The 19,993-nt window shown below is 65.6% G+C and carries 16 protein-coding genes, 1 pseudogene and 1 CRISPR repeat array; of the genes and pseudogenes, 1 reads left to right on the plus strand and 16 read right to left on the minus strand.

Going from position 1 to position 19,993, the window contains the following annotated elements; all coding sequences use genetic code 11:
• Positions 1–44 precede the first annotated feature (44 nt).
• A CRISPR array of direct repeats spans positions 45–1,964; the repeat unit is 29 nt; unit sequence GGTTCCCCCGCGTGAGCGGGGATAGGCCC.
• 62 nt (positions 1,965–2,026) lie between these two features.
• The 3 genes from dnaJ to grpE form a co-directional block, all read right to left on the minus strand.
• Complete coding sequence (gene dnaJ, locus Q7J58_RS11890) at positions 2,027–3,160, minus strand: molecular chaperone DnaJ (protein ID WP_304828029.1); 1,134 nt, start codon at positions 3,158–3,160, stop codon at positions 2,027–2,029.
• Positions 3,161–3,283: 123 nt separating this feature from the next.
• Positions 3,284–5,218: a molecular chaperone DnaK gene (dnaK, locus tag Q7J58_RS11895; protein ID WP_304828031.1), complete on the minus strand. Its 1,935-nt coding sequence runs from the start codon at positions 5,216–5,218 to the stop codon at positions 3,284–3,286.
• A 96-nt stretch (positions 5,219–5,314) separates the two neighbouring features.
• Positions 5,315–5,881 carry a nucleotide exchange factor GrpE gene (gene grpE / locus Q7J58_RS11900; RefSeq protein ID WP_304828035.1) on the minus strand — a complete coding sequence of 189 codons (567 nt, stop codon included), beginning with the start codon at positions 5,879–5,881 and terminating at the stop codon, positions 5,315–5,317.
• 165 nt (positions 5,882–6,046) lie between these two features.
• Between grpE and Q7J58_RS11905 the strand changes: the two genes are divergently transcribed.
• The gene (locus Q7J58_RS11905) at positions 6,047–6,253 is read left to right on the plus strand and encodes a hypothetical protein (protein WP_304828038.1); all 207 of its coding nucleotides are present in this window, start codon (positions 6,047–6,049) and stop codon (positions 6,251–6,253) included.
• A 29-nt stretch (positions 6,254–6,282) separates the two neighbouring features.
• Here Q7J58_RS11905 and Q7J58_RS11910 read toward each other — a convergent pair whose 3' ends face one another.
• The 13 genes and pseudogenes from Q7J58_RS11910 to Q7J58_RS11970 form a co-directional block, all read right to left on the minus strand.
• Positions 6,283–6,642 (minus strand): winged helix-turn-helix transcriptional regulator, encoded by a 360-nt coding sequence (locus Q7J58_RS11910; RefSeq protein WP_304828041.1) that lies wholly within the window; start codon positions 6,640–6,642, stop codon positions 6,283–6,285.
• A gap of 185 nt (positions 6,643–6,827) precedes the next feature.
• Positions 6,828–7,349, minus strand: coding sequence for a MarR family transcriptional regulator (locus Q7J58_RS11915; RefSeq protein WP_304828044.1), 522 nt, complete (start codon positions 7,347–7,349; stop codon positions 6,828–6,830).
• A gap of 78 nt (positions 7,350–7,427) precedes the next feature.
• Positions 7,428–9,110 (minus strand): acyl-CoA dehydrogenase family protein, encoded by a 1,683-nt coding sequence (locus Q7J58_RS11920; protein WP_304828076.1) that lies wholly within the window; start codon positions 9,108–9,110, stop codon positions 7,428–7,430.
• Between the two features lie 56 nt (positions 9,111–9,166).
• On the minus strand, positions 9,167–9,850 hold the full coding sequence (locus Q7J58_RS11925; protein ID WP_304828047.1) for a flavin reductase family protein: 684 nt from the start codon (positions 9,848–9,850) through the stop codon (positions 9,167–9,169).
• A gap of 17 nt (positions 9,851–9,867) precedes the next feature.
• Positions 9,868–11,604 (minus strand): tannase/feruloyl esterase family alpha/beta hydrolase, encoded by a 1,737-nt coding sequence (locus tag Q7J58_RS11930; protein WP_304828050.1) that lies wholly within the window; start codon positions 11,602–11,604, stop codon positions 9,868–9,870.
• 61 nt (positions 11,605–11,665) lie between these two features.
• Positions 11,666–12,403 carry an ABC transporter ATP-binding protein gene (locus Q7J58_RS11935; RefSeq protein ID WP_304828052.1) on the minus strand — a complete coding sequence of 246 codons (738 nt, stop codon included), beginning with the start codon at positions 12,401–12,403 and terminating at the stop codon, positions 11,666–11,668.
• Between the two features lie 138 nt (positions 12,404–12,541).
• Positions 12,542–14,311 carry a branched-chain amino acid ABC transporter ATP-binding protein/permease gene (locus Q7J58_RS11940; RefSeq protein ID WP_304828055.1) on the minus strand — a complete coding sequence of 590 codons (1,770 nt, stop codon included), beginning with the start codon at positions 14,309–14,311 and terminating at the stop codon, positions 12,542–12,544.
• A 1-nt stretch (position 14,312) separates the two neighbouring features.
• Positions 14,313–15,353 carry a branched-chain amino acid ABC transporter permease gene (locus Q7J58_RS11945; protein ID WP_304828058.1) on the minus strand — a complete coding sequence of 347 codons (1,041 nt, stop codon included), beginning with the start codon at positions 15,351–15,353 and terminating at the stop codon, positions 14,313–14,315.
• 178 nt (positions 15,354–15,531) lie between these two features.
• Entirely contained in the window at positions 15,532–16,665 is a 1,134-nt protein-coding gene (locus tag Q7J58_RS11950) for an ABC transporter substrate-binding protein (protein WP_304828061.1), read from the minus strand.
• A 101-nt stretch (positions 16,666–16,766) separates the two neighbouring features.
• The gene (locus Q7J58_RS11955; protein ID WP_304828064.1) at positions 16,767–17,189 is read right to left on the minus strand and encodes a thioesterase family protein; all 423 of its coding nucleotides are present in this window, start codon (positions 17,187–17,189) and stop codon (positions 16,767–16,769) included.
• Between the two features lie 9 nt (positions 17,190–17,198).
• Entirely contained in the window at positions 17,199–17,963 is a 765-nt protein-coding gene (locus Q7J58_RS11960) for an SDR family NAD(P)-dependent oxidoreductase (RefSeq protein ID WP_304828067.1), read from the minus strand.
• Positions 17,964–17,999: 36 nt separating this feature from the next.
• Positions 18,000–19,250, minus strand: coding sequence for a thiolase family protein (locus tag Q7J58_RS11965; RefSeq protein ID WP_304828070.1), 1,251 nt, complete (start codon positions 19,248–19,250; stop codon positions 18,000–18,002).
• A 126-nt stretch (positions 19,251–19,376) separates the two neighbouring features.
• Positions 19,377–19,993: pseudogene (locus tag Q7J58_RS11970) on the minus strand (AMP-binding protein); the annotation flags it as partial.

A 19,993-nucleotide genomic window follows, 5' to 3' on the forward strand; every position in this document is an offset into this window, starting at 1 on the left:
GGGGATAGGCCCTTCACAAGGTGCGAAGTATGGAATACGCAAAAGGTTCCCCCGCGTGAGCGGGGATAGGCCCCAGCGGCGCGGGGCGTGACCACAAGAGCCTTGGGTTCCCCCGCGTGAGCGGGGATAGGCCCAGCAATAAGAAACAATGAAGAAATGAAAATAGGGTTCCCCCGCGTGAGCGGGGATAGGCCCAAATGTGCAGAACCCGGCTCCAGTTGGGGCAAGGTTCCCCCGCGTGAGCGGGGATAGGCCCGGGATCTGGACGTGTAACAGGAATTCGTGGTGGGTTCCCCCGCGTGAGCGGGGATAGGCCCCGGGGATGTTTGGTAATTTGGATCAGATAAGTGGTTCCCCCGCGTGAGCGGGGATAGGCCCAATCTACGCTTGACCTTGAAAACATCCGCATCGGTTCCCCCGCGTGAGCGGGGATAGGCCCATGACCACGGATCAGAAAGCGAAGCCGCAAGAGGTTCCCCCGCGTGAGCGGGGATAGGCCCTGAAGAAGGCGCTGGCGTCGATGGCCGCCAAGGGTTCCCCCGCGTGAGCGGGGATAGGCCCTCCGAGCAGTCCCGCAACCGCCGTTCAAACATGGTTCCCCCGCGTGAGCGGGGATAGGCCCGCGGGCGTTCAGGTCGTTCAGGGCGTATGTCGGGTTCCCCCGCGTGAGCGGGGATAGGCCCCCATGCCGGGATCAGCTCCGGCCACCATCAACGGTTCCCCCGCGTGAGCGGGGATAGGCCCGAGCGCCTGGCGCCCGTCTCGATCAGCGTTGCGGTTCCCCCGCGTGAGCGGGGATAGGCCCGCGGGGCGCCTGCCCTGCAACCCCGACAAAACGGTTCCCCCGCGTGAGCGGGGATAGGCCCACCGAGGCGGCCACCGCACAGCAGCTGGCCGAGGTTCCCCCGCGTGAGCGGGGATAGGCCCCGGAATGGGCCAGGATGTTGAAGCCGGTGGTAGGTTCCCCCGCGTGAGCGGGGATAGGCCCTGGTACGCCAGGCCGAACACGCACACCCAGCCGGTTCCCCCGCGTGAGCGGGGATAGGCCCCAAAGACGCATTCAGCTCGGCTACTGGGAGAAGGTTCCCCCGCGTGAGCGGGGATAGGCCCCCCCGCGCTGGCAGGGGCTGCAGGGTGGGATCGGTTCCCCCGCGTGAGCGGGGATAGGCCCATTTGCAGGCGCCTGGCCCTTCGCCGTGGCCCGGTTCCCCCGCGTGAGCGGGGATAGGCCCCTGGGGCCTGAAGCCAAGCGACTGCTGCAGGCGGTTCCCCCGCGTGAGCGGGGATAGGCCCTGGGGGTTGGGTCGGCCGGGGGTGAAGTTCTGGGTTCCCCCGCGTGAGCGGGGATAGGCCCGCGGGCGGCGGTCAGGCCCTTGGCTTTGATTTGGTTCCCCCGCGTGAGCGGGGATAGGCCCGGACGGGCGAGGTGTCAAATCAGAAATAGTGTGGTTCCCCCGCGTGAGCGTGGATAGGCCCGCGGACGATGTGCTGCTGGGCGAAACGCCGCTGGTTCCCCCGCGTGAGCGGGGATAGGCCCCGTATAAACGATATACACCGTTTCATAAGCGAGGTTCCCCCGCGTGAGCGGGGATAGGCCCGTGCTAAATGATCCTTCGCCCAGTTCCTCACGGGTTCCCCCGCGTGAGCGGGGATAGGCCCAATGCGCTGTGCCTGAGCCCGGCTCACACAAAGGTTCCCCCGCGTGAGCGGGGATAGGCCCGAGCTGAGCCGGCGCACGGTGATTGGCGCGCTGGTTCCCCCGCGTGAGCGGGGATAGGCCCAGCGACGCCCAGGCGGCCGCGCTGGAGAAGGAGGTTCCCCCGCGTGAGCAGGGATAGGCCCACGGTTCCCAGCACCGCCAGGCCCGCCCAGGTGGTTCCCCCGAGTGAGCGGGGATAGGCCCGGCGCCCCCATCTTGATGCCCAAGGCCTTGGCGGTTCCCCTGCGTGAGTGGGGATAAGCCCAAGTTGCCTGTCTACAGCCAAACGCCAACAGCAGGCAGGCTAACCTTCCCCCTCAAGTACCGTCAGCTAAAAAAGCTCTTCGCTTTCTCAAACCAACCCTGGTCGTTCGGGCTGTGCTTGTGGCCGCCTTTTTTGAACGAGTCGTCCAGTTCTTTCAGCAGCTTGCGCTGGTGTTCGGTCAGTTTCACCGGTGTTTCCACGGCCACGTGGCAATACAGGTCGCCGGGGTAACTGCTGCGCACGCCTTTGATGCCTTTGCCGCGCAGGCGGAAGGTTTTGCCGCTTTGCGTGCCTTCGGGCAGGTCGATGGTGGCCTTGCCTTGCAGCGTGGGCACGTCGATTTCGCCGCCGAGGGCGGCGGTGGTCATGCTCACGGGCACCTGGCAATGCAGGTCGTCGCCCTCGCGTTCAAAAATGTCGTGCTTGCGCAGGCGCACTTCAATGTAGAGGTCGCCCGACGGGCCGCCGTTTTGGCCGGGTTCGCCGTTGCCGGTGCTGCGGATGCGCTGGCCGTCGTCGATGCCGGCGGGGATTTTGATTTCCGGCGTTTTCTGCTTTTTGATCTTGCCCTGGCCGTGGCAGGCCGTGCAGGGGTCGGGGATGATCTTGCCGCTGCCGTGGCAGGTGGGGCAGGTTTGCTGCACGCTGAAGAAGCCCTGGCGCATCTGCACCTGGCCCTGGCCGTGGCAGGTGGAGCATGTCTTGACGCTGGTGCCGGGTTTGGCGCCGGTGCCTTTGCAGGTGTCGCAGTCGTCCCAGCTGGGAATGCGGATCTGGCTGTCTTTGCCAGCGGCCGCTTCTTCCAGGGTGATTTCCATGGCGTACGACAGGTCGGCGCCCCGGTACACCTGGCGTCCGCCGCGTTGGCCGCGTGCACCACCAAAGATGTCGCCAAAGATGTCGCCAAACGATTCGCCGAATCCGCCAAAGCCTTCGGCGCCACCGGGGCCGCCGCGCATGTTGGGGTCAACCCCGGCGTGGCCGTATTGGTCGTAGGCCGCTTTCTTTTGCGGGTCCGACAGCATTTCGTAGGCTTCTTTGGCTTCTTTGAAGCGCTCTTCGGCGGCCTTGGCCGCGTCACCCTGGTTGCGGTCGGGGTGGTGCTTCATCGCCAGTTTGCGATACGCCTTCTTGATTTCTTCGTCCGATGCGTTTTTCGGGACGCCCAGCACTTCGTAAAAATCTCGTTTAGCCATGGTGTCGTGCAGTTCTGTTGGAACACAAACGCCGCGGACGGGCACTTTTCAGTGCCCGGACGCGGCGGCTGATCGATTGCATGGCCCATTGCGGAGCCACAGAAATCGCTCGTGGGGTGGCGATCAGCCCTTTTTGACTTCTTTGACTTCGGCGTCAACGATGTCGTCGTCGGCCGCTTTGCTGGCGCTGCCCTGGCCTGCGCCTTCGGTGGCGCCAGCGGCAGCTTGCTCGGCTTGTGAAGCGGCGTAGACCTTTTCGCCCAGCTTCTGGCTGGCCGACATGAGGGTTTCGGTCTTGGCTTCAATGGCGGCTTTGTCGTCGCCCTTGAGCGCTTCTTCCACGTCTTTCACGGCGGTTTCGATGGCTTCTTTTTCAGCCGCGTCGAGTTTGTCGCCGTGTTCGGCCAGGCTCTTCTTCACGCTGTGCACCAGGGCTTCGCCTTGGTTGCGGGACTGCACCAGTTCGACCTTTTTCTTGTCGTCGGCGGCGTTCAGTTCGGCGTCTTTCACCATCTGCTGGATCTCGGCCTCAGACAGGCCCGAGTTCGCCTTGATGGTGATCTTGTTTTCCTTGCCGGTGCCTTTGTCCTTGGCGCCCACGTGCAGGATGCCGTTGGCGTCGATGTCAAAGGAGACTTCGATCTGGGGCGTGCCGCGGGCTGCAGCCGGAATGCCTTCCAGGTTGAATTCACCCAGCAGTTTGTTGCCGGCGGCAATTTCGCGCTCGCCCTGAAACACCTTGATGGTCACGGCCGGCTGGTTGTCTTCGGCGGTGGAGAACACCTGAGCGAACTTGGTCGGGATCGTGGTGTTCTTCTGGATCATCTTGGTCATGACGCCGCCCATGGTCTCGATACCGAGCGACAGGGGGGTCACGTCCAGCAGCAGCACGTCTTTGCGGTCACCCGAGAGCACCTGGCCCTGGATGGCAGCACCCACGGCCACGGCTTCGTCGGGGTTCACGTCTTTGCGTGGCTCCTTGCCGAAGAACTCTTTCACCTTTTCCTGCACCTTGGGCATGCGGGTCATGCCACCGACCAGGATCACGTCGTGAATGTCACCCACGCTGATACCAGCGTCTTTGATGGCGGTGCGGCAAGGCGCAATGGTGCGCTCGATCAGCTCTTCCACCAGGGCTTCGAGCTTGGCGCGCGTGAGCTTGATGTTCAGGTGCTTGGGGCCCGAAGCGTCGGCGGTGATGTAGGGCAGGTTCAGGTCGGTGGCGGCCGAGCTGGACAGCTCGATCTTGGCTTTTTCAGCGGCTTCTTTCAGGCGCTGCAGGGCCAGCACGTCTTTCGACAGGTCAACGCCTTGTTCTTTTTTGAACTCGCTGATGATGAAGTCGATGATGCGCTGGTCGAAGTCTTCGCCGCCCAGGAAGGTGTCGCCGTTGGTGGACAGCACTTCAAATTGCTTCTCGCCATCGACGTCGGCGATTTCGATGATGGACACGTCGAACGTGCCGCCGCCCAGGTCGTACACCGCAATCTTGCGGTCGCCCTTTTCCTGCTTGTCCAGGCCGAAGGCCAGGGCCGCAGCGGTGGGCTCGTTGATGATGCGCTTCACGTCGAGGCCGGCGATGCGGCCAGCGTCTTTGGTGGCTTGGCGCTGGGCGTCGTTGAAGTAGGCCGGCACGGTGATGACAGCTTCGGTGACGGGCTCGCCCAGGTAGTCCTCGGCGGTTTTCTTCATCTTGCGCAGAATGTCGGCGCTGACCTGCTGGGCCGAGATCTGCTTGCCGCGCACTTCCACCCAGGCGTCGCCGTTGTCGGCGGCCACGATGGAGTAGGGCATGAGGTTGATGTCTTTCTGGACTTCTTTCTCGGTGAACTTGCGGCCGATCAGGCGCTTGATGGCGTAGAGCGTGTTCTTGGGGTTGGTCACGGCCTGGCGCTTGGCGCTGGCGCCAACCAGCACTTCACCGTCTTCCTGGTACGCCACGATCGACGGCGTGGTGCGCGCGCCTTCCGAGTTCTCGATCACCTTGGTGGTGTTGCCTTCCATGATGGACACGCACGAGTTGGTGGTGCCCAAGTCGATGCCGATGATTCTTCCCATGTTGTGTGCTCCGGATAGATAAATGAATTGGTGAAAAGGATGTTCAGGATGTGTGGATAAGACCCCCTGTTTCAAGGGGATACCCACACAAAAGACTTATTTGGGGGCGGCCACCGTGACGAGGGCGGGGCGCAGCACGCGGTCGGCGATCAGATAGCCTTTTTGCAGCACGGCAACCACGGTGTTGGCTTCCTGGTCGGCGGGCACCATGCTGATGGCCTGGTGCTGGTGGGGGTCGAATTTGCTGCCACTGGCTGGGGCAATTTCCAGCACCTTGTGGCGCTCCAGCGCGCTCTTGAGCTGCTTGAGCGTGGCTTCTGAGCCTTCGCGCAGCTGTTCGCGGGTGGCTTCCTGAATGGCCAGACCAGCTTCCAGGCTGTCGGCCACGGCGAGCAGGCTGTCGGCAAAGCTTTCCACCGCAAATTTGCGCGCCTTGCTCATCTCATCTTCGGCACGGCGGCGGGTGTTTTCGGCCTCGGCTTTGGCGCGCAGGTACTGCTCGGCCAGGTTGGCGTTTTGGGCTTTGAGGGTGCTGACTTCGTTGGTCAGGGCTGCCAGCGCATCGGCTTCGGCCACAGCGGCTGCGGCCAGCGCTTCTTCCGGGCTGATGGGCGCGGTGTGTTCAGGGCTGTGGCTTTCGGCGGGGTGGGGTTGTTGGCTCATGGGCGTTGGTGGTTTGACGTGAATTCAAAGGCAAAACTGCAAAGGCAAAACTGGCTCGGCAAAAACGTGGGGGCGTGTCGCGCAAGTTCAAGGGTGGGCGGTGGCAAATGGCGCAATTCAGGGGCGGGCGGGTGTACATCGGGGTTTTTCCACCGAACCCCGCCCATGAAACGCTTTCGCCACGGCCCGCAGGGCGCAGCAAAACCCGGTTTGCTGGACGCCAGCGGCGCGCTGCACGACCGCGCTGGCGTGATCGCCGACATCACCCCGGCCACGCTGAGGCCCGATTCTATGTCTCGCCTGGCCACGCTCGACCCGGCCACTTTGCCGCTGGTGCCTGCCGGTGCCTGCCTGGGCGCTTGCAGTTCGTGAGCGGCTGGGCTGCCCGTTTGCCAGGGCGGTCAGGCCGGCGGCTGGGCTTGTTCTGCTTTTGCCGCTTTTTCGGCAGCGGTGGCCGCTGCGCGGGCCTGCTGCTGGCTCCACTTGGGGGCGAACTGTTGCACCTCCTGCAGGCGGCGCGCCAGATCGGTGCCCTGTGTGGTGAGGCGGTAGCCGTCGCCGCTGTGGTCCACCAGGTGGGCGGCGCGCAGCTCTTTCAAGCGGGTGTTGAGCGTGTTGGGGGTAACGCCGCCCACGCTGTCTTGCAGCAGGCGAAAGGTTTGGGGATGGCCGTCGCTCAGGGCCCAGATCACCCGCAGGGCGTAACGCGATTCCAGCAGATCGAACAGCCGGATCACAGCGGCGTTGTCTTTGGCACTCATGCGCGTCTCCGGTGGCGGTCGGGTGAGAGGGAGAGGCCACCGCGCGGTGCGGTTGGCCCCTGCTAGCAGTTTGCTAGCTTCGGCCAATGTACCAATGAGGCCATGCAATCAGCGATTGGGACTTACCCCAACGCCCCCCGGGAGACCGAAAACACGTTGAGAGAACGCTGGGGTGGCGCAGGTGCTCAGGACTGGTACACCTTGCGCAGCAGGTGGTTGAGCGTTTGCAGCTCGTCGGCCGTGAGGGCTTTGGAGACGTCTTGTTCCAACTGGGTGGCCGTGGTTTCGGCTTCGCGCTGCAGGCGTTTGCCAGCGGCCGAGACGTGCAGACCTTGGGCGCGGCGGTCGGTGGGGTGGGCGCGGCGCTCAATCAGGCCGCGTTTGTCCAGGCTTTTGATCATGCCCACCAGGTTGGGCGGCAGGATGTCAAGCGCAGTGCAGATCTGGCGCGAGGTGATGCCGGGGTTGTGCGCGATCAGGGTGAGCACCGAAAAATCGACCGGGCGCAGGCCATAGGGTTCCATGCGCTGCAAAAACACCGCAATGACGGACAGCGCGGCGCGGCGTGCGTTGTAGCCCAGCAGGGTTTCGAGGTAGGCGGTGTCCAGCTCGCCAACGTGGGTGCTGGTGGATTCTGCGGCGGCCTCGCTGTGTTGGCGAGCGGCCCGCGGGCGGCGCAGGGTGTTGGCAACGGAGGTTTCAGACATATTCTGAGCATATCTTGTCCGCCCTCGGGCTGGCGCTGACCGCGCTCAAGCCCGGTCGGTGGCCGGTATTTGCACGTGTCACGCCGCGTTCAGGCTGGTGCCCATGATGGCCATGCGGGTGTCGAATTCGGGCCAGACCCAGCGCCAGAAACCGGTGTGGGCATCTGTCCAGCGCGGGCCGCTGGCTTGCGGTGCGGCCGCCACGCGGCTCCAGGCCCAGGCCATCAGCAGCATGGCCAGGGCGCGCAGGTAGTCGTCGGCCAGCCAGAACGGCAGTTCGGGCGATGCGCCCGGTGCGCGGGTGGCGGCCAGCAGGTGCTCGGTGGTGAATTGTGCAAAGCGGGTCATGGCCTGGCGGGTGCGCTCGGCCTCGGGGCTGTCGCCCAGCTCCGTGGCCAGTTCGGTCAGCAGAGCGCTGAGTGCGGTGCCGCCGTCGGGCAGCACTTTGCGCACCAGCAGATCGATGGCCTGAATTTCGTTGGTGCCTTCGTAGATCATGGCCACGCGGGCGTCGCGCACGATCTGCTCAATGCCCCATTCGCGCACGTAGCCGTGGCCGCCGAACACCTGCAGGCAGGCGCTGGCGCCGGTGAAGGCCTGGTCGGTCCAGGCCGACTTGAGCACCGGCGTGACCAGGCTGCACCAGCGCGAAGCGGCTTCGCGGCGGGCCGCATCGGGGTGCTGTTTCATGATGTCGAGTTCGAGCGCGGTGCGGTAGGCCACCACGCGACCGGCGTCCACCCAGGCGCGCTGCGTGTCCAGAATGCGGCGCATGGCCGGGTGGGTGCCGATCAGGTCGGCCTGGCCGGCCTTGCTGGCGCTGCCGGGGGCGCGCATCTGGCGGCGCTCCTGGGCGTAGGCGTGGGCCTTTTGCCAGGCGGCTTCGAGCAGGCCAATGCCTTGCAGGCCCACGTGCAGGCGGGCGGCGTTCATCATGACGAACATGGCGTTCAGCCCTTTGCCGGGCTCGCCCACGATCCAAGCGGGCGCGTCGTCAAAGCGCATGACGCAGGTGGGGCTGCCGTGCAGGCCCATTTTTTCTTCGATGCGCTCGCAGACCGCCGCACTGCGCGTGCCGTCTGGGTAAAACTTAGGAACGAGGAACAGCGACAGCCCCTTGGGGCCGGGGGGGCTCTCAGGCAGGCGCGCCAGCACCAGGTGCACGATGTTGTCGCTCAGGTCGTGTTCGCCGCCCGAGATGAAAATTTTGGTGCCGCGCAGCGCGTAGCGTCCGTCTTCCAGCGGCACGGCGCGGGTGGACGCCAGGCCCAGGTCGCTGCCGGCGTGCGGCTCGGTCAGGCACATGGTGGCCAGCCATTCACCGGTGGCGACCTTCTCCAGGTAGGTGGCTTTCAGTTCGTCGGATGCGTGGTGTTTGATGCATTCGTAGGCGCCGTGCAGCAGCCCGGGCGCCATGGTCCAGCCGTGGTTGGCGGCGCTCAGCATTTCATACAGCATGGCTTCGAGCACAGCCGGCAAGCCCTGCCCGCCGTCTTCGGTGGCGCAGGCCAGGGAGGGCCAGCCGGCTTGCCAGAAGGCTTGGTAGGCCTCGCGAAAACCGGGCGGCATGGTGACCGCGCCGTCTTTCCATTGCGCACCGATTTCGTCGCCCTCGCGGTTGAGCGGCGCCACGGCATCGGCCACGAATTTGCCGGCTTCTTCCAGCACCTGTTCCATCAGTGCGGCGTCGGTTTCGGCATGGGCGGGCAGGGTTTGCAGCTGTGCCGGTGCCTGAAGCACCTGCTGCAAAACGAAGAACATGTCGGCGGTGGCGGGCTGGAAGTGGTTCACGGTGGGCGCGTTCAAAAGAGAAGGAGTTAGCGGCTGCCGGTGGCGTCTTGCGCCTTGTCGGGCGAGCCTTCGAGGCCGGCGAGCAGGGCCTTGCTGTTGCCGGGAATGACCATCTGGAACTTGTTGTCCACGGTGGTGTACTCGTAATAGCCCATGCGGGCGATGGGTTGCATCTTGAGCACATCGACCATGCCGTTGCCGTCGATGTATTCGTCATCGATGTGGATGCCGACCACCCGGCCAAACACCACGTCCACCGTGCCCATGGGCGGGCGGCCCGGGAAGCGCACGGTGTTGAGGTATTCGCACTCGAACTGGATCGGTGAGCCTTTGACGCGCATGGGTTTGACGAGGCGGCTTTCCAGCTTCTCCAGCCCGGCGCGTTCGAACTCGTCCACGCCATGCGGCAGTTCTTCGGCGCTGATGTTGACCGCCTCGCGCAGCGCAAAGGTGGCCATGTTCCACACGAACTGGCCCATTTGCTCGACGTTGCGCACCGAGTCTTTGCGCTCGCCCTGGGTGGTCTGGTTGGCGCTGAACATGACGATGGGCGGATCAAAGGTCACGTTCTGGAACTGGCTGTAGGGCGCCAGGTTGTCGCGGCCCTGCGCGTCCACGGTGGAGATCCAGCCGATGGGGCGCGGCACCACGCACGACTTGAACGGATCGTGCGGCAGACCGTGGGGGGTTTTGCCGGGTTCGTAGTACATGGCGGTTCCTGTGGGGGTCAGCGGCAGCTGAAGTGGGCAGCGTCTTCGATATTCCCGCTGCCGTTGTAAGTGGCCACGGTGGGGTAGGCGCAGAGCGGGCGGCTGCGTTGGGCCGACCAATGGGCGGGCAACTCGGCGTTCACGCCCCCGGGGTTGCCGGCGCCGCGCGCGGTGGCCACCACGGCCTGGGGGGCCAAACCTTCTTCAACCCACTTCACGAGCGGCGAGAGCAGGTCGAACTGATCGGTGGACAGGCCGCCGCTGCAGTGCGCCATGCCGGGCACGGGGAAGTAGCGTGCGAAGTGGTCGGCCTTGCCGTTCATGGCCTTGTCCAGACGGTGCATCCATTGGCGGGTGTCTTCAGCGGAAAAAATCGCGTCGGCCACGCCGTGGTAGATCACCATCTTCGCGCCACGGTCCTTCAGCTGGGTCAGGTTCACCGGGTTCTCGTGGCCGGGTGGCGTCATCAGAGACATGCCCGATTCGCGGTACACGTCGTTGGTGGCGCTGAACAGCGGCAGGCGTGCGTTGACATCGACCTTGAGAGGGTCAACCGGGCCAGGCGGCACGCTGAACACGGTACCGACCGACAGCGGATCCAGGGCCACCGAGTTGGCGAATTTCCAGGTGGCCCAGTTGTCGCCCGCCAGGCCCGGGTCGTAGTTGAAGGCCGAGTAGATGGCCTGGCCGTCGGTGGTGCGCGCGCCGGCGAACACGTTGGCGATCACGGTTTTCTGCGCCGCGCTCAGGCACTGGCCGTTGCGCTCTGCGGTGCAGGTGGGCACGTCGGTGTTGAGGTTGAACGCCGACTGGCAGGCCTGCGTGGCCTGGACCATGCCGTCTTTGGCGCCGTCCAGTGCGTCGCACTGGTTCAGGATGGCGTTGGCCACCCGTTGCCGCTCGGTCTTGGTGAAAGCGCCGCTCAGGTCCGGGATCATGGCCGTGGGGTTGAGCGGATGTTTGGTGGTCGCCCCGGCCACGGCCAGCGGTGCCCACTGTTGGGCACCCCAGAGCTGGGCCAGTGCCGCGTTGGGCAGGCGGTAGCCCGGTGCGCCCACCAGATAGCCGTCGTAGGCCTGCCCGCGCGCTGCTTCCACCATGGCATGGCGACCACCGTTGGAACAGCCGCCCAGGTAGGAGCGGTCCGGGCCCTTGCCGTAGGCCGAAGCGATCAGGGCCTTGGCCATGGGTGTGAGTTTGGCCACCGCCTGGTAGCCGTAGTCCAGGCGCGACTGGGGTTCGGCGCCAAAGTAGGGCGACTGAGCCCCGGTGTGGCCTGCGTCGGAACTGAGGACCGCAAAACCCTGATGGAGCGCACCGGTCAGCGGGCCGCCACCCAGTGCACCTTCGGCGGGTCGCACCGCGCCGTCCAGACCACCGTTGCCTTGGTAATAGAAGCGGCCGTTCCAGGCCTGGGGCAGGCGCATTTCAAAGCCAATGGCGTAATCGCGGCCATCGCGGCCTTTGCGCGGGTGCATCTGTCCCTTGACCAGGCAGTGTGCGCCCACCTCGGCACCTGTGGGCGTCAGCCGACCGGGTGCAACCACGGTGGCCGACTGCAGTTGAAGCTGGTCGAACCGGAACTGCCCGGTCAGGCTGGCGCAATGTTGCAGGCTCGCGCCCACGGCAGGGGCCAGCGTTTGGGCGGCAGTGCCAGAGGAAGAAGCCCCAGGCAAGGTGCTGCAGGCCGTGACCGCAAGGCAGACGGCAGCAGGCAGGGCGAAGCGCGTGGTGTGGGCAAAGCGGGTGGGCATGTGTGTCTCCTTGGTGTGGGCGGTTGGCAGAACAGATGGGGTGCAGGACGCCCAGCGGCTTTCAGGCCGGCTGGCGCGCGCTGCCCAGGTAGGTCTCGATCACGCGGGGGTCGTTGGCCAGCTCGCTGGCGGGGCCCTGGGCGCTGAGTTCGCCCATTTCCAGCACATAGCCGTGGTCGGCCACCTGCAGCGCGGCGCGGGCGTTTTGTTCCACCAGCACAATCGTCACACCGGTCTGGCGCAGGCGCTCAATGATGGAAAAAATCTCGCGCACGATCAGCGGCGCCAGGCCCAGGCTGGGCTCGTCGAGCATGAGCAGCTCGGGGCCGGACATGAGCGCGCGGCCCACGGCCAGCATCTGGCGCTCGCCGCCCGAGAGGGTGCCGGCGAGCTGGGTGCGCCGCTCTTGCAGGCGCGGGAAAATGTTGTACACATCGTCCAGCTTGCTGCGCCACTGCGCGTTGCCCAGGCGCATCTGGCGAAAGCCGCCGAGCAGCAGGTTGTCTTCCACCGGCATGGTGCTGAACAGCTCGCGCTTTTCGGGCACCAGGGCCATGCCGTTCATCACGCGCTCTTCGAGCGTGAGGGTGCTGATGTCCTGGCCGCGGAATTCGATGGTTCCCTTGCCGGGCAGGATGCCCATGACGGTGTTGAGCAGCGTGGACTTGCCCGCACCGTTGGGCCCGATGACGGTGATGACGCTGCCTTTGTCGGCGTGCAGGTCGATGCCGTGCAACACCTCGGCGCGGCCGTAGCCGGCGCGCAGGCCTTTGAGCTGAAGAAGGGGTGTGGTACTCATGTCGTCTCACCAGTCGGTGTCTTTGGGTGCGCGTGAAAGGGTTGAGGCCAAGGGCACCGCCGGGCCGGCTTTGCCGGACGGCCCGTGCCGTCCCCTTGAGGGGGTGACGCCAAAGGCGGCGCGGGGGTGTTCCATGCTCTAGTGGTCGGTGCCGAGGTAGGCGGCACGCACCTTGGGGTCTTGCTGAATTTGTGCCGGCGGCCCTTGCGTGAGCAGGGTGCCGAACTCCATCACCACCAGGTGGTCGCAAATCTGCATCACCAGGTCCATGTCGTGTTCCACCAGCAGGATGCTCATGCCTTCCGACTTGAGCTGGCGCAGCACGCCGGCCAGAGCCTGCTTTTCCTGGTGGCGCAGGCCAGCGGCAGGCTCGTCCAGCAGCAGCAGGGCCGGGTCGGCGCAGAGCGCGCGGGCAATTTCCATCAGCCGCTGCGGGCCCATGGCCAGGTTGCCGGCCTGCTCGTGCAGGTATTCGCCCATGCCAATGCGCTCCAGCTGGCGCTGCGCTTCGCGGAACAGCTGCTGTTCTTCGGTGCGGTTGGCGCGCAACATGGCCGAGAGCACGCCTTTGCGGCCCCGGGTGTGGGTGCCCAGCGCGACGTTTTCCAGCACCGTCATGTCGGGGATCATCTTCACGTGCTGAAAGGTGCGCGCCATGCCTTGGCGGGCGATGTTGCGCGAGTTCAGTCCGCTGATGGGGGCTCCCCGGAAATCCACCTCGCCGCTGGTGGCGCGCAGCACACCGGTGATGAGGTTGAAGGTGGTGGACTTGCCGGCGCCGTTGGGCCCGATCAGGCCCACGATCTGCCCGGCGCGAATCTGGAAGCTGATGTCGTTCACCGCCACCAGACCGCCGAACTGCATGCGCGCCTTGCGCACATCGAGCACCAGCGCGCCGGTCTCGGGCTTGTCGCGTTCGGGCAGGGCGGCGGCGTGTTGCCAGTCCACCGGGCGCGGGCGCTTGGGCAGGTGGCGCCCCACCAGCGACCACAGGCCATCGGGCAGGTACTTCAGCACCATCACCAGTGCGATACCGAACACGATCACTTCGTAGCTGCCGCTGGTGCCCATGAGCTTGGGCAGCAGCACCTGCAGCTGGTCTTCCAGCACGCGGATGAGGCCGGCGCCCACGATGGCGCCCCACACATGGCCCACGCCGCCCACCACCGCCATGAACAGGTATTCAATGCCCATCTTCAGACCGAAGGCCGACGGGTTGACCGTGCGCTGGAAGTGCGCCAGCAGCCAGCCGGCCACCGAGGCAAACAGCGCGGCCAGCACGAAGATGGTGACCTTGTAGCGGAAGGTGCTGATGCCCATGGCCTCGGCCATTTGCGAGCCGCCTTTGAGCGCCCGGATGGCGCGGCCCGCGCGCGAGTCCAGCAGGTGCAGCAGGGCCGCGGCAAAGGCCAGCAGCAGCACCCAGGTGAGCACAAAGAAAGCGCGGCCCTGGCCAATGTCGAATTCGCCAATGCTCAGGCTCTTGATGCCCAGCAGGCCGTCGTACTTGCCCAGCGCGTCCAGGTTGCCCATGAGGTAGTACAGCGACAAACCCCAGGCTATTGTTGCCAGTGGCAGGTAGTGGCCCGACATGCGCAGCGTGATCAGCCCCACCAGCAGCGCGCTGCCGGCGGTCAGGCCCATGCCCACGAACAGCGTGAGCCAGGGCGACATGCCGGTGTTGAGCGTGAGCCAGGCGGTGGTGTAGGCGCCAATGCCCACAAACGCGGCCTGGCCGAACGAGGTGAGACCGCCCACGCCGGTGAGCAGCACCAGGCCCAGCACCGTCATGCTGTACATGCCGATGTAGTTGAGCTGGGTGATCCAGAAATCGGGCAGGGGCAAGACCGCGATCAGCGGTATGGCGGCGGCCAGAACGAGCAGGCCCATGTTTTGAAGGTTTTTCATATCAGTGGTCTTCGTCCGAATGGCCGCTGCGCAGCGAACGCACCAGCAGCACCGGCAGGATGAGTGTGAACACGATCACCTCTTTGAACGCGCTGGCCCAGAACGAGCCGAACGCTTCGATCACACCCACAAACAGCGCGGCAATGAGCGCGCCGGGGTAGCTGGCCAGGCCGGCGGCCACGGCGGCCACAAAGCCTTTCAGGCCAATCAGAAAGCCCGAGTCGTAGAACACGGTGGTGGTGGGGCCGATGAGCAGGCCCGAGAGCGCGCCAATGAAAGCGGCCATGGTGAAGGTGAGCTGGCCCGAGGCTTGCGACGAGATGCCCATGAGGCGTGCGCCGGTGCGGTTCACGGCGGTGGCGCGCAGCGCCTTGCCGCGCAGCGAGCGCTCAAAGTACAACCACAGCAGCACGATCAGCGCGATGGTGGCCAGCGCGGTGATGATGGCCTGGCCCGAGAGCATCACCGGGCCGATGTTCAGGCGCAGGTCCCAGAACGCGGGGTTGCGGAAACCCTCGGCGCCGAAGAACACCAGGCCCAGACCGGTCATGGCGAAATGCACACCCACCGACACGATCAGCAGCACCAGCGGCGTGGCGCTTTCCAGCGACTGGTAGGCCACGCGGTACACCAGCGGGCCGTACACCGTGACCACCGCCACGCTGAGCGCGGCCTGCACGGCCAGCGGAAACTGCTGCGGCGCTGCCCAGATGGCGATGCCCGCCACCACCAGCGGCACGATCAGCATGCGCCCGGCGGCTTTCAGTGCCACCAGCGCGTTGCGGTGGTGCTGCCAGCGGCCTGACAGCTCCATGAGCGCGGCCACACCGGCCAGCAGCAACAGCAGCCAGACGGTACCCGGCACCTGGCCGGTTTGAAATATGGCCAGGGTGAGCGCGCCATAGGCCACGAATTCACCCTGGGGAATGAAGATGACCCGCGTGACGGTGAACACCAGCACGGTGGCGAGCCCGAGCAGGGCATACACCGCGCCATTGGTCAGGCCGTCAAGCAACAAAATGCTGGCGATCGAGAAGTCCATAAAAGCCTAACGAGAAAAGAAATGGCTGAAAAAACCCAGGCGGCAACGCGCGAAATGTCTCCCTCCAGAGGCATCCAGGGTCCGGCTCTGCCGGCCCGAGATGCCGTCCCGCCTCCCAGCGCCGAAGGCGCGCCAGAGAGGGGGAAGCCGCGTCAGCGGCGCAGGGGGGTGCTCCGAATCACTCCACCTTGAACTTGCCGTCAGCCACCTTGAGCATCACGCCGGTTTCCAGCGTGTAGCCCCAGTGGTCGGTGGCCGTCCAGTTCATCACGCCGTGCGAGAAGATGGTGCGGCCCATGGTTTCCATGGCATCGCGGATGGCTGCGCGGAACTCGGGCGTGCCGGGTTTGGCTTTCTTCAGCGCCACGGGAATCACCTTCTCCAGCGTGATCTGTGCGTCGTAGGCATGGCCCGCAAACTGGTTGCGCAGGCCGGCGCCCACGGCGGCTTCGTACTTCTGCACGAAGTCGATCGCCACCTTCTTCGACGGGTGGCTGTCGGGCAACTGCTCGGCGATCACGGCCGGGCCGGACACCACGAACGCGCCTTCAACCGCTTTGCCGCCCACGCGCATCAGATCTTGGGTGGCGGCGGCGTGGGTCTGGTAGATCTTGCCTTTGAAGCCGCGATCGACCATGGCCATGTGGGGCATGGCAGCGCCAGAGCCAGAAGCCACAATCAGCACCGCGTCGGGGTTGGCGGCGTTGATCTTGAGGGCTTGCGGGGTCACGCTGGTGTCGTTGCGGGCAAAGCGCTCGGTGGCCACGATTTTGATGCCGGCCTTGTCCAGCAGCGGTCCAATTTCTTTCAGCCACTGCTCGCCGTAGGCGTCGGTGTAGCCCAGGAAACCGATGGTTTTGACGCCCTGTTTCTTCATGTGCTCGACCACGGCGTGGCCCATCACCGTGTTCGACTGCGGCAGGCGGAACACCCACTTGTCTTTGCCGGGCGGCAGGCCCACGGGCGAACCGGCCAGTTGCACCGTGCCGGCCTCAGAGGCGATGTCGCTCATGGCCGCGGCCACGGCGGTGATGCACGAGCCGATGATCATGTCCACCTTGTCTTCGGTGACGAAGCGGCGGGCGTTGGCCGCGCCTTTGCCGGGGTCGGTCGCGTCGTCCAGGATGATCAGGTTGACTTTTTCACCGGCGATGGTCTTGGGAAACAGCTTGAACTGGTTCTGCATGGGAATGCCCAGGCCGGAGCCGGGGCCGGTGAGCGCGAGACTGACGCCGATGTTGATGTCGGCTTGGGCGGCGGTGCTGGCCAAGGTGGCGATGGCAACGGCAACCAGGGTTTTGATGGCTTTCATGGACTGTCTCCTGTTCAGGGGTGGGGGGAAGCGGGCTGGGAATCGGTGGGGGGAATGGCAGGCGTCTTGTGCGCCCTTCGCGGATGACTTCGGGGGAACGCTCAGGCGGTGCACAGCGCCTTGATGTCGGCGGGCACCGGAATGGCTTTGATGCGGTCCGGATCGTCGGGGTGCCTGATGCAGAAGGCGCGGGTTTCCAGGCCCTCGCACAGCACCACATCGCCGCGCATGACCACGTGTTTCTGGATCACGACCTTGTCGCGCCATTCCTGGATGCTGGTGTGGATCTGCAACCGCTCGCCGTAGGTGGCCGGGCGCATGAACTTGGTGTTGATCTCCAGCAGCGGGGTGCCGATGATGCCGGTCGTTTTCACCAGTTCGCGCCAGGGCGGCACGCCGCACTTGACGAAGAAATTCAGCGACGAGGCGTCCATCCACTTGCTGAAATTGGGGAAGAACACGATGCCGGCGGGATCGCAGTCGCCGAACATCACATCCACTTCGTACACAACGGTTTTGCTCATCGGGTGCTTTCAGCGTGGCGCCATACGCAGAGCACCGTCGAGGCGGATGGTTTCGCCGTTCAGGTGGCCGTTGGTGACGATGTGCGCCGCGAGTTGGGCGAACTCTTCGGGCTTGCCCAGGCGGTTGGGGAAGGGAATGCTGGCCGCCAGCGACTGCTGCACCGGCTCGGGCAGGGTTTTCATGAGCGGCGTGAGGAACAGGCCCGGGGCAATGGTGCACACCCGAATGCCGTGCTGCGCCAGGTCGCGCGCCATGGGCAGCGTCATGCCGGCCACACCGGCTTTGGAGGCGCTGTAGGCCTGTTGCCCCACCTGGCCGTCGAACGCGGCCACGCTGGCGGTGAACACCATCACGCCGCGCTCGCCGTCTTCCATGGGCTCCAGCTTGGCGCAGGCGGCGGCAAACAGGCGCGCCGCGTTGTAGGTGCCAATCAGGTTGACGTTGATGACGCGGGCGAAGTCTTCCAGCGGGGCGGCGTTGCCGTCTTTGCCGACCACGCGCTTGGCGCTGCCGATGCCGGCGATCTGCATCAGGATGCGCGCCGGGCCGTGGGCGGCGGCGGCGGTGTCGATGGCGGCTTGCATGCTCTCGGGGTCGGAGACGTTGCACTGCACAGCGACCCCGCCGATCTCGGCCGCGACGCGCTGGGCGTTCTCCAGGTTCAGGTCGAGCACCGCGACCTTGGCGCCCAGGCGGGCGAGTTCGCGGGCGGTGGCTTCACCGAGGCCGGAGCCTCCACCGGTGACGAGGGTGGCGTGTCCTTGTATGTTCATGGTTGGGTCCTTGAGGAATGGAGGGGCGGTCGGGGTTCAGGCGGCTTGCGGGTTTTCGATCAGCAAGGCAATGCCTTGGCCACCGCCCACGCAAGCACTGGAAATGCCGTAGCGCAGGCCGCTGCGCTGCAGTTCGCGCGCCAGCGTGAGCGTCAGGCGCACGCCGGTGGTGGCCAGCGGGTGGCCCAGCGCAATCGCGCCGCCGTTGACGTTGAGGCGGCTCAGGTCCAGTCCCAGTTCGCGGCCCACGGCCAGGGTTTGCGCGCCCTGGGCTTCGTTGATCTCGAAGCGACCGATGTCGGCCAGCGTGAGGCCGGTGCGTTGCAGCAACATGCGAATGGCCGGTGCCGGGCCGATGCCCATGATTTCGGGCGGCACGCCCACCGCAGCGCAGGCCACCACGCGGGCCAGTGCTTGCTTGCCGTGGGCTTTCGCATAGTCGCCGGAAGCCACCACGCAGGCCGCCGCCGCATCCACCAGCGCAGCGCTGTTGCCGCCGGTTTGCACGCCGTCGTCAAACACCGGGCGCAGCTTGGCCAGCACCTCCTTCGGCGAAATGCGCGGGTGCGTGTCGGTGGCGACTTCGGTGAGCTTGCCCTGCAGCTTGATGCCGCGCGCCTTGTAGCCCGCCAGCTCAAATTTTTCGGAGATCACCGGCACGATCTCGCCGGCCAGAAAGCCGCTGGCCTGCGCGGCCACGGCCTTGGCGAACGAGTCGGAGGCGAATTGGTCCACCTCGTCGCGGGTGATGCCGTATTGCTTCGCCAGGTTTTCGGCGGTCTGGATCATGTTGATGCCCGCCGCCGGGTCTTTCAACGCCTCCCACATGTAGTCTTTGAAGCCCACGGGCGCGCCGAGCTTGAAGCCGGTGCGGTGGTCGAAGGCGGCAATCGGGTTGCGCGTCATGCTTTCGGTGCCCACCACCAGCGCGGCGTCGCAGGCGCCGCCCTGGATGTGTTCGCCCGCCTGGCGAAACAGCTCGAAGCCGGTGCCGCAAATGCGCTGCGCCATGATCGCCGGCACTTCCACCGGCACGCCGGCGTACAGGCCGATGTGGCGCGGCAGAAAGAACTGGTCGAAGTCGCCCGGCGCCATGTTGCCGGTGACCACCGAACCAATGTCGCTGCCCGGCACGCCCGCGCGCTTGAGCGCTTCACGCGCGGCCTTGATGCCCAGGTCGGTGGGCGATATATGGCCCAGCGCACCGCAGTAGTCCACCATCGGGGTGCGCACGCCGTCCAGGATGTGCACGTCGTGGAACGCGTTGAAAAAACCTTTGGTTGCCATGTGATGTCCTTTGTTTTGCTTCAAGGTGTCCGAAGTGCGGGCCTGAATCCAGGATGCGGCGGAACCGGCTGTGCCGGGCGCTCGCATCGCCCCCGGGGGGTGACGCCGCCAGGCGGCGCGGGGGGGTTATTCCGGCCTCAGGATGTAGTGCAGGCCGTCGCTGTGCAGCTTGGCCACGGTGTCGGCCCGGTGCGTCAGCACGGCGCGCTGGTTGATGGAGCCTTTGTCGGTGATCTCGCCGCGGTCGATGGTGGGCGGGTCGGCCAGCAGGCACATGCGGGCGATGCGGTTGGCGCTGCCGGTGGCGGCGGCGGCCAGGTCGTTCACCACGGTCTGAAAATGCGCCAGCACAGCGGGGTGGTCCAGCACCTCGTGCATCGACGCCTCAGCGCCCAAGCCGCTCAGGTTGCGCACCGCGGGGGTGGGGAACACCATGGCGCCCACCTCTTTCAGGTTGATGCCGGTGAGCACCACGTCCTGAACGAAGGGCGCGCCGGCGGCAATGATCTTGGCGCGCAGCGGGCCCACACTCACAAAGGTGCCGGTGGCGAGCTTGAAGTCTTCGGCAATGCGGCCGTCGAACTTCAGGCCCTGGTGGATGTCGGTCTCGTCGATCCACTTCACCGCGTCGCCGGTCTTGAAGAAGCCTTCTTCGTCGAAGGCGTCGGCGGTCTCGGCCGGCATGCGCCAGTAGCCGGGCGTGATGTTGGGGCCCTTGTAGCGGACCTCGGTCTTGCCTTCGG

Source organism: Hydrogenophaga sp., from assembly GCF_030656115.1.
In the GTDB taxonomy this organism is placed as follows: domain Bacteria; phylum Pseudomonadota; class Gammaproteobacteria; order Burkholderiales; family Burkholderiaceae_C; genus Hydrogenophaga.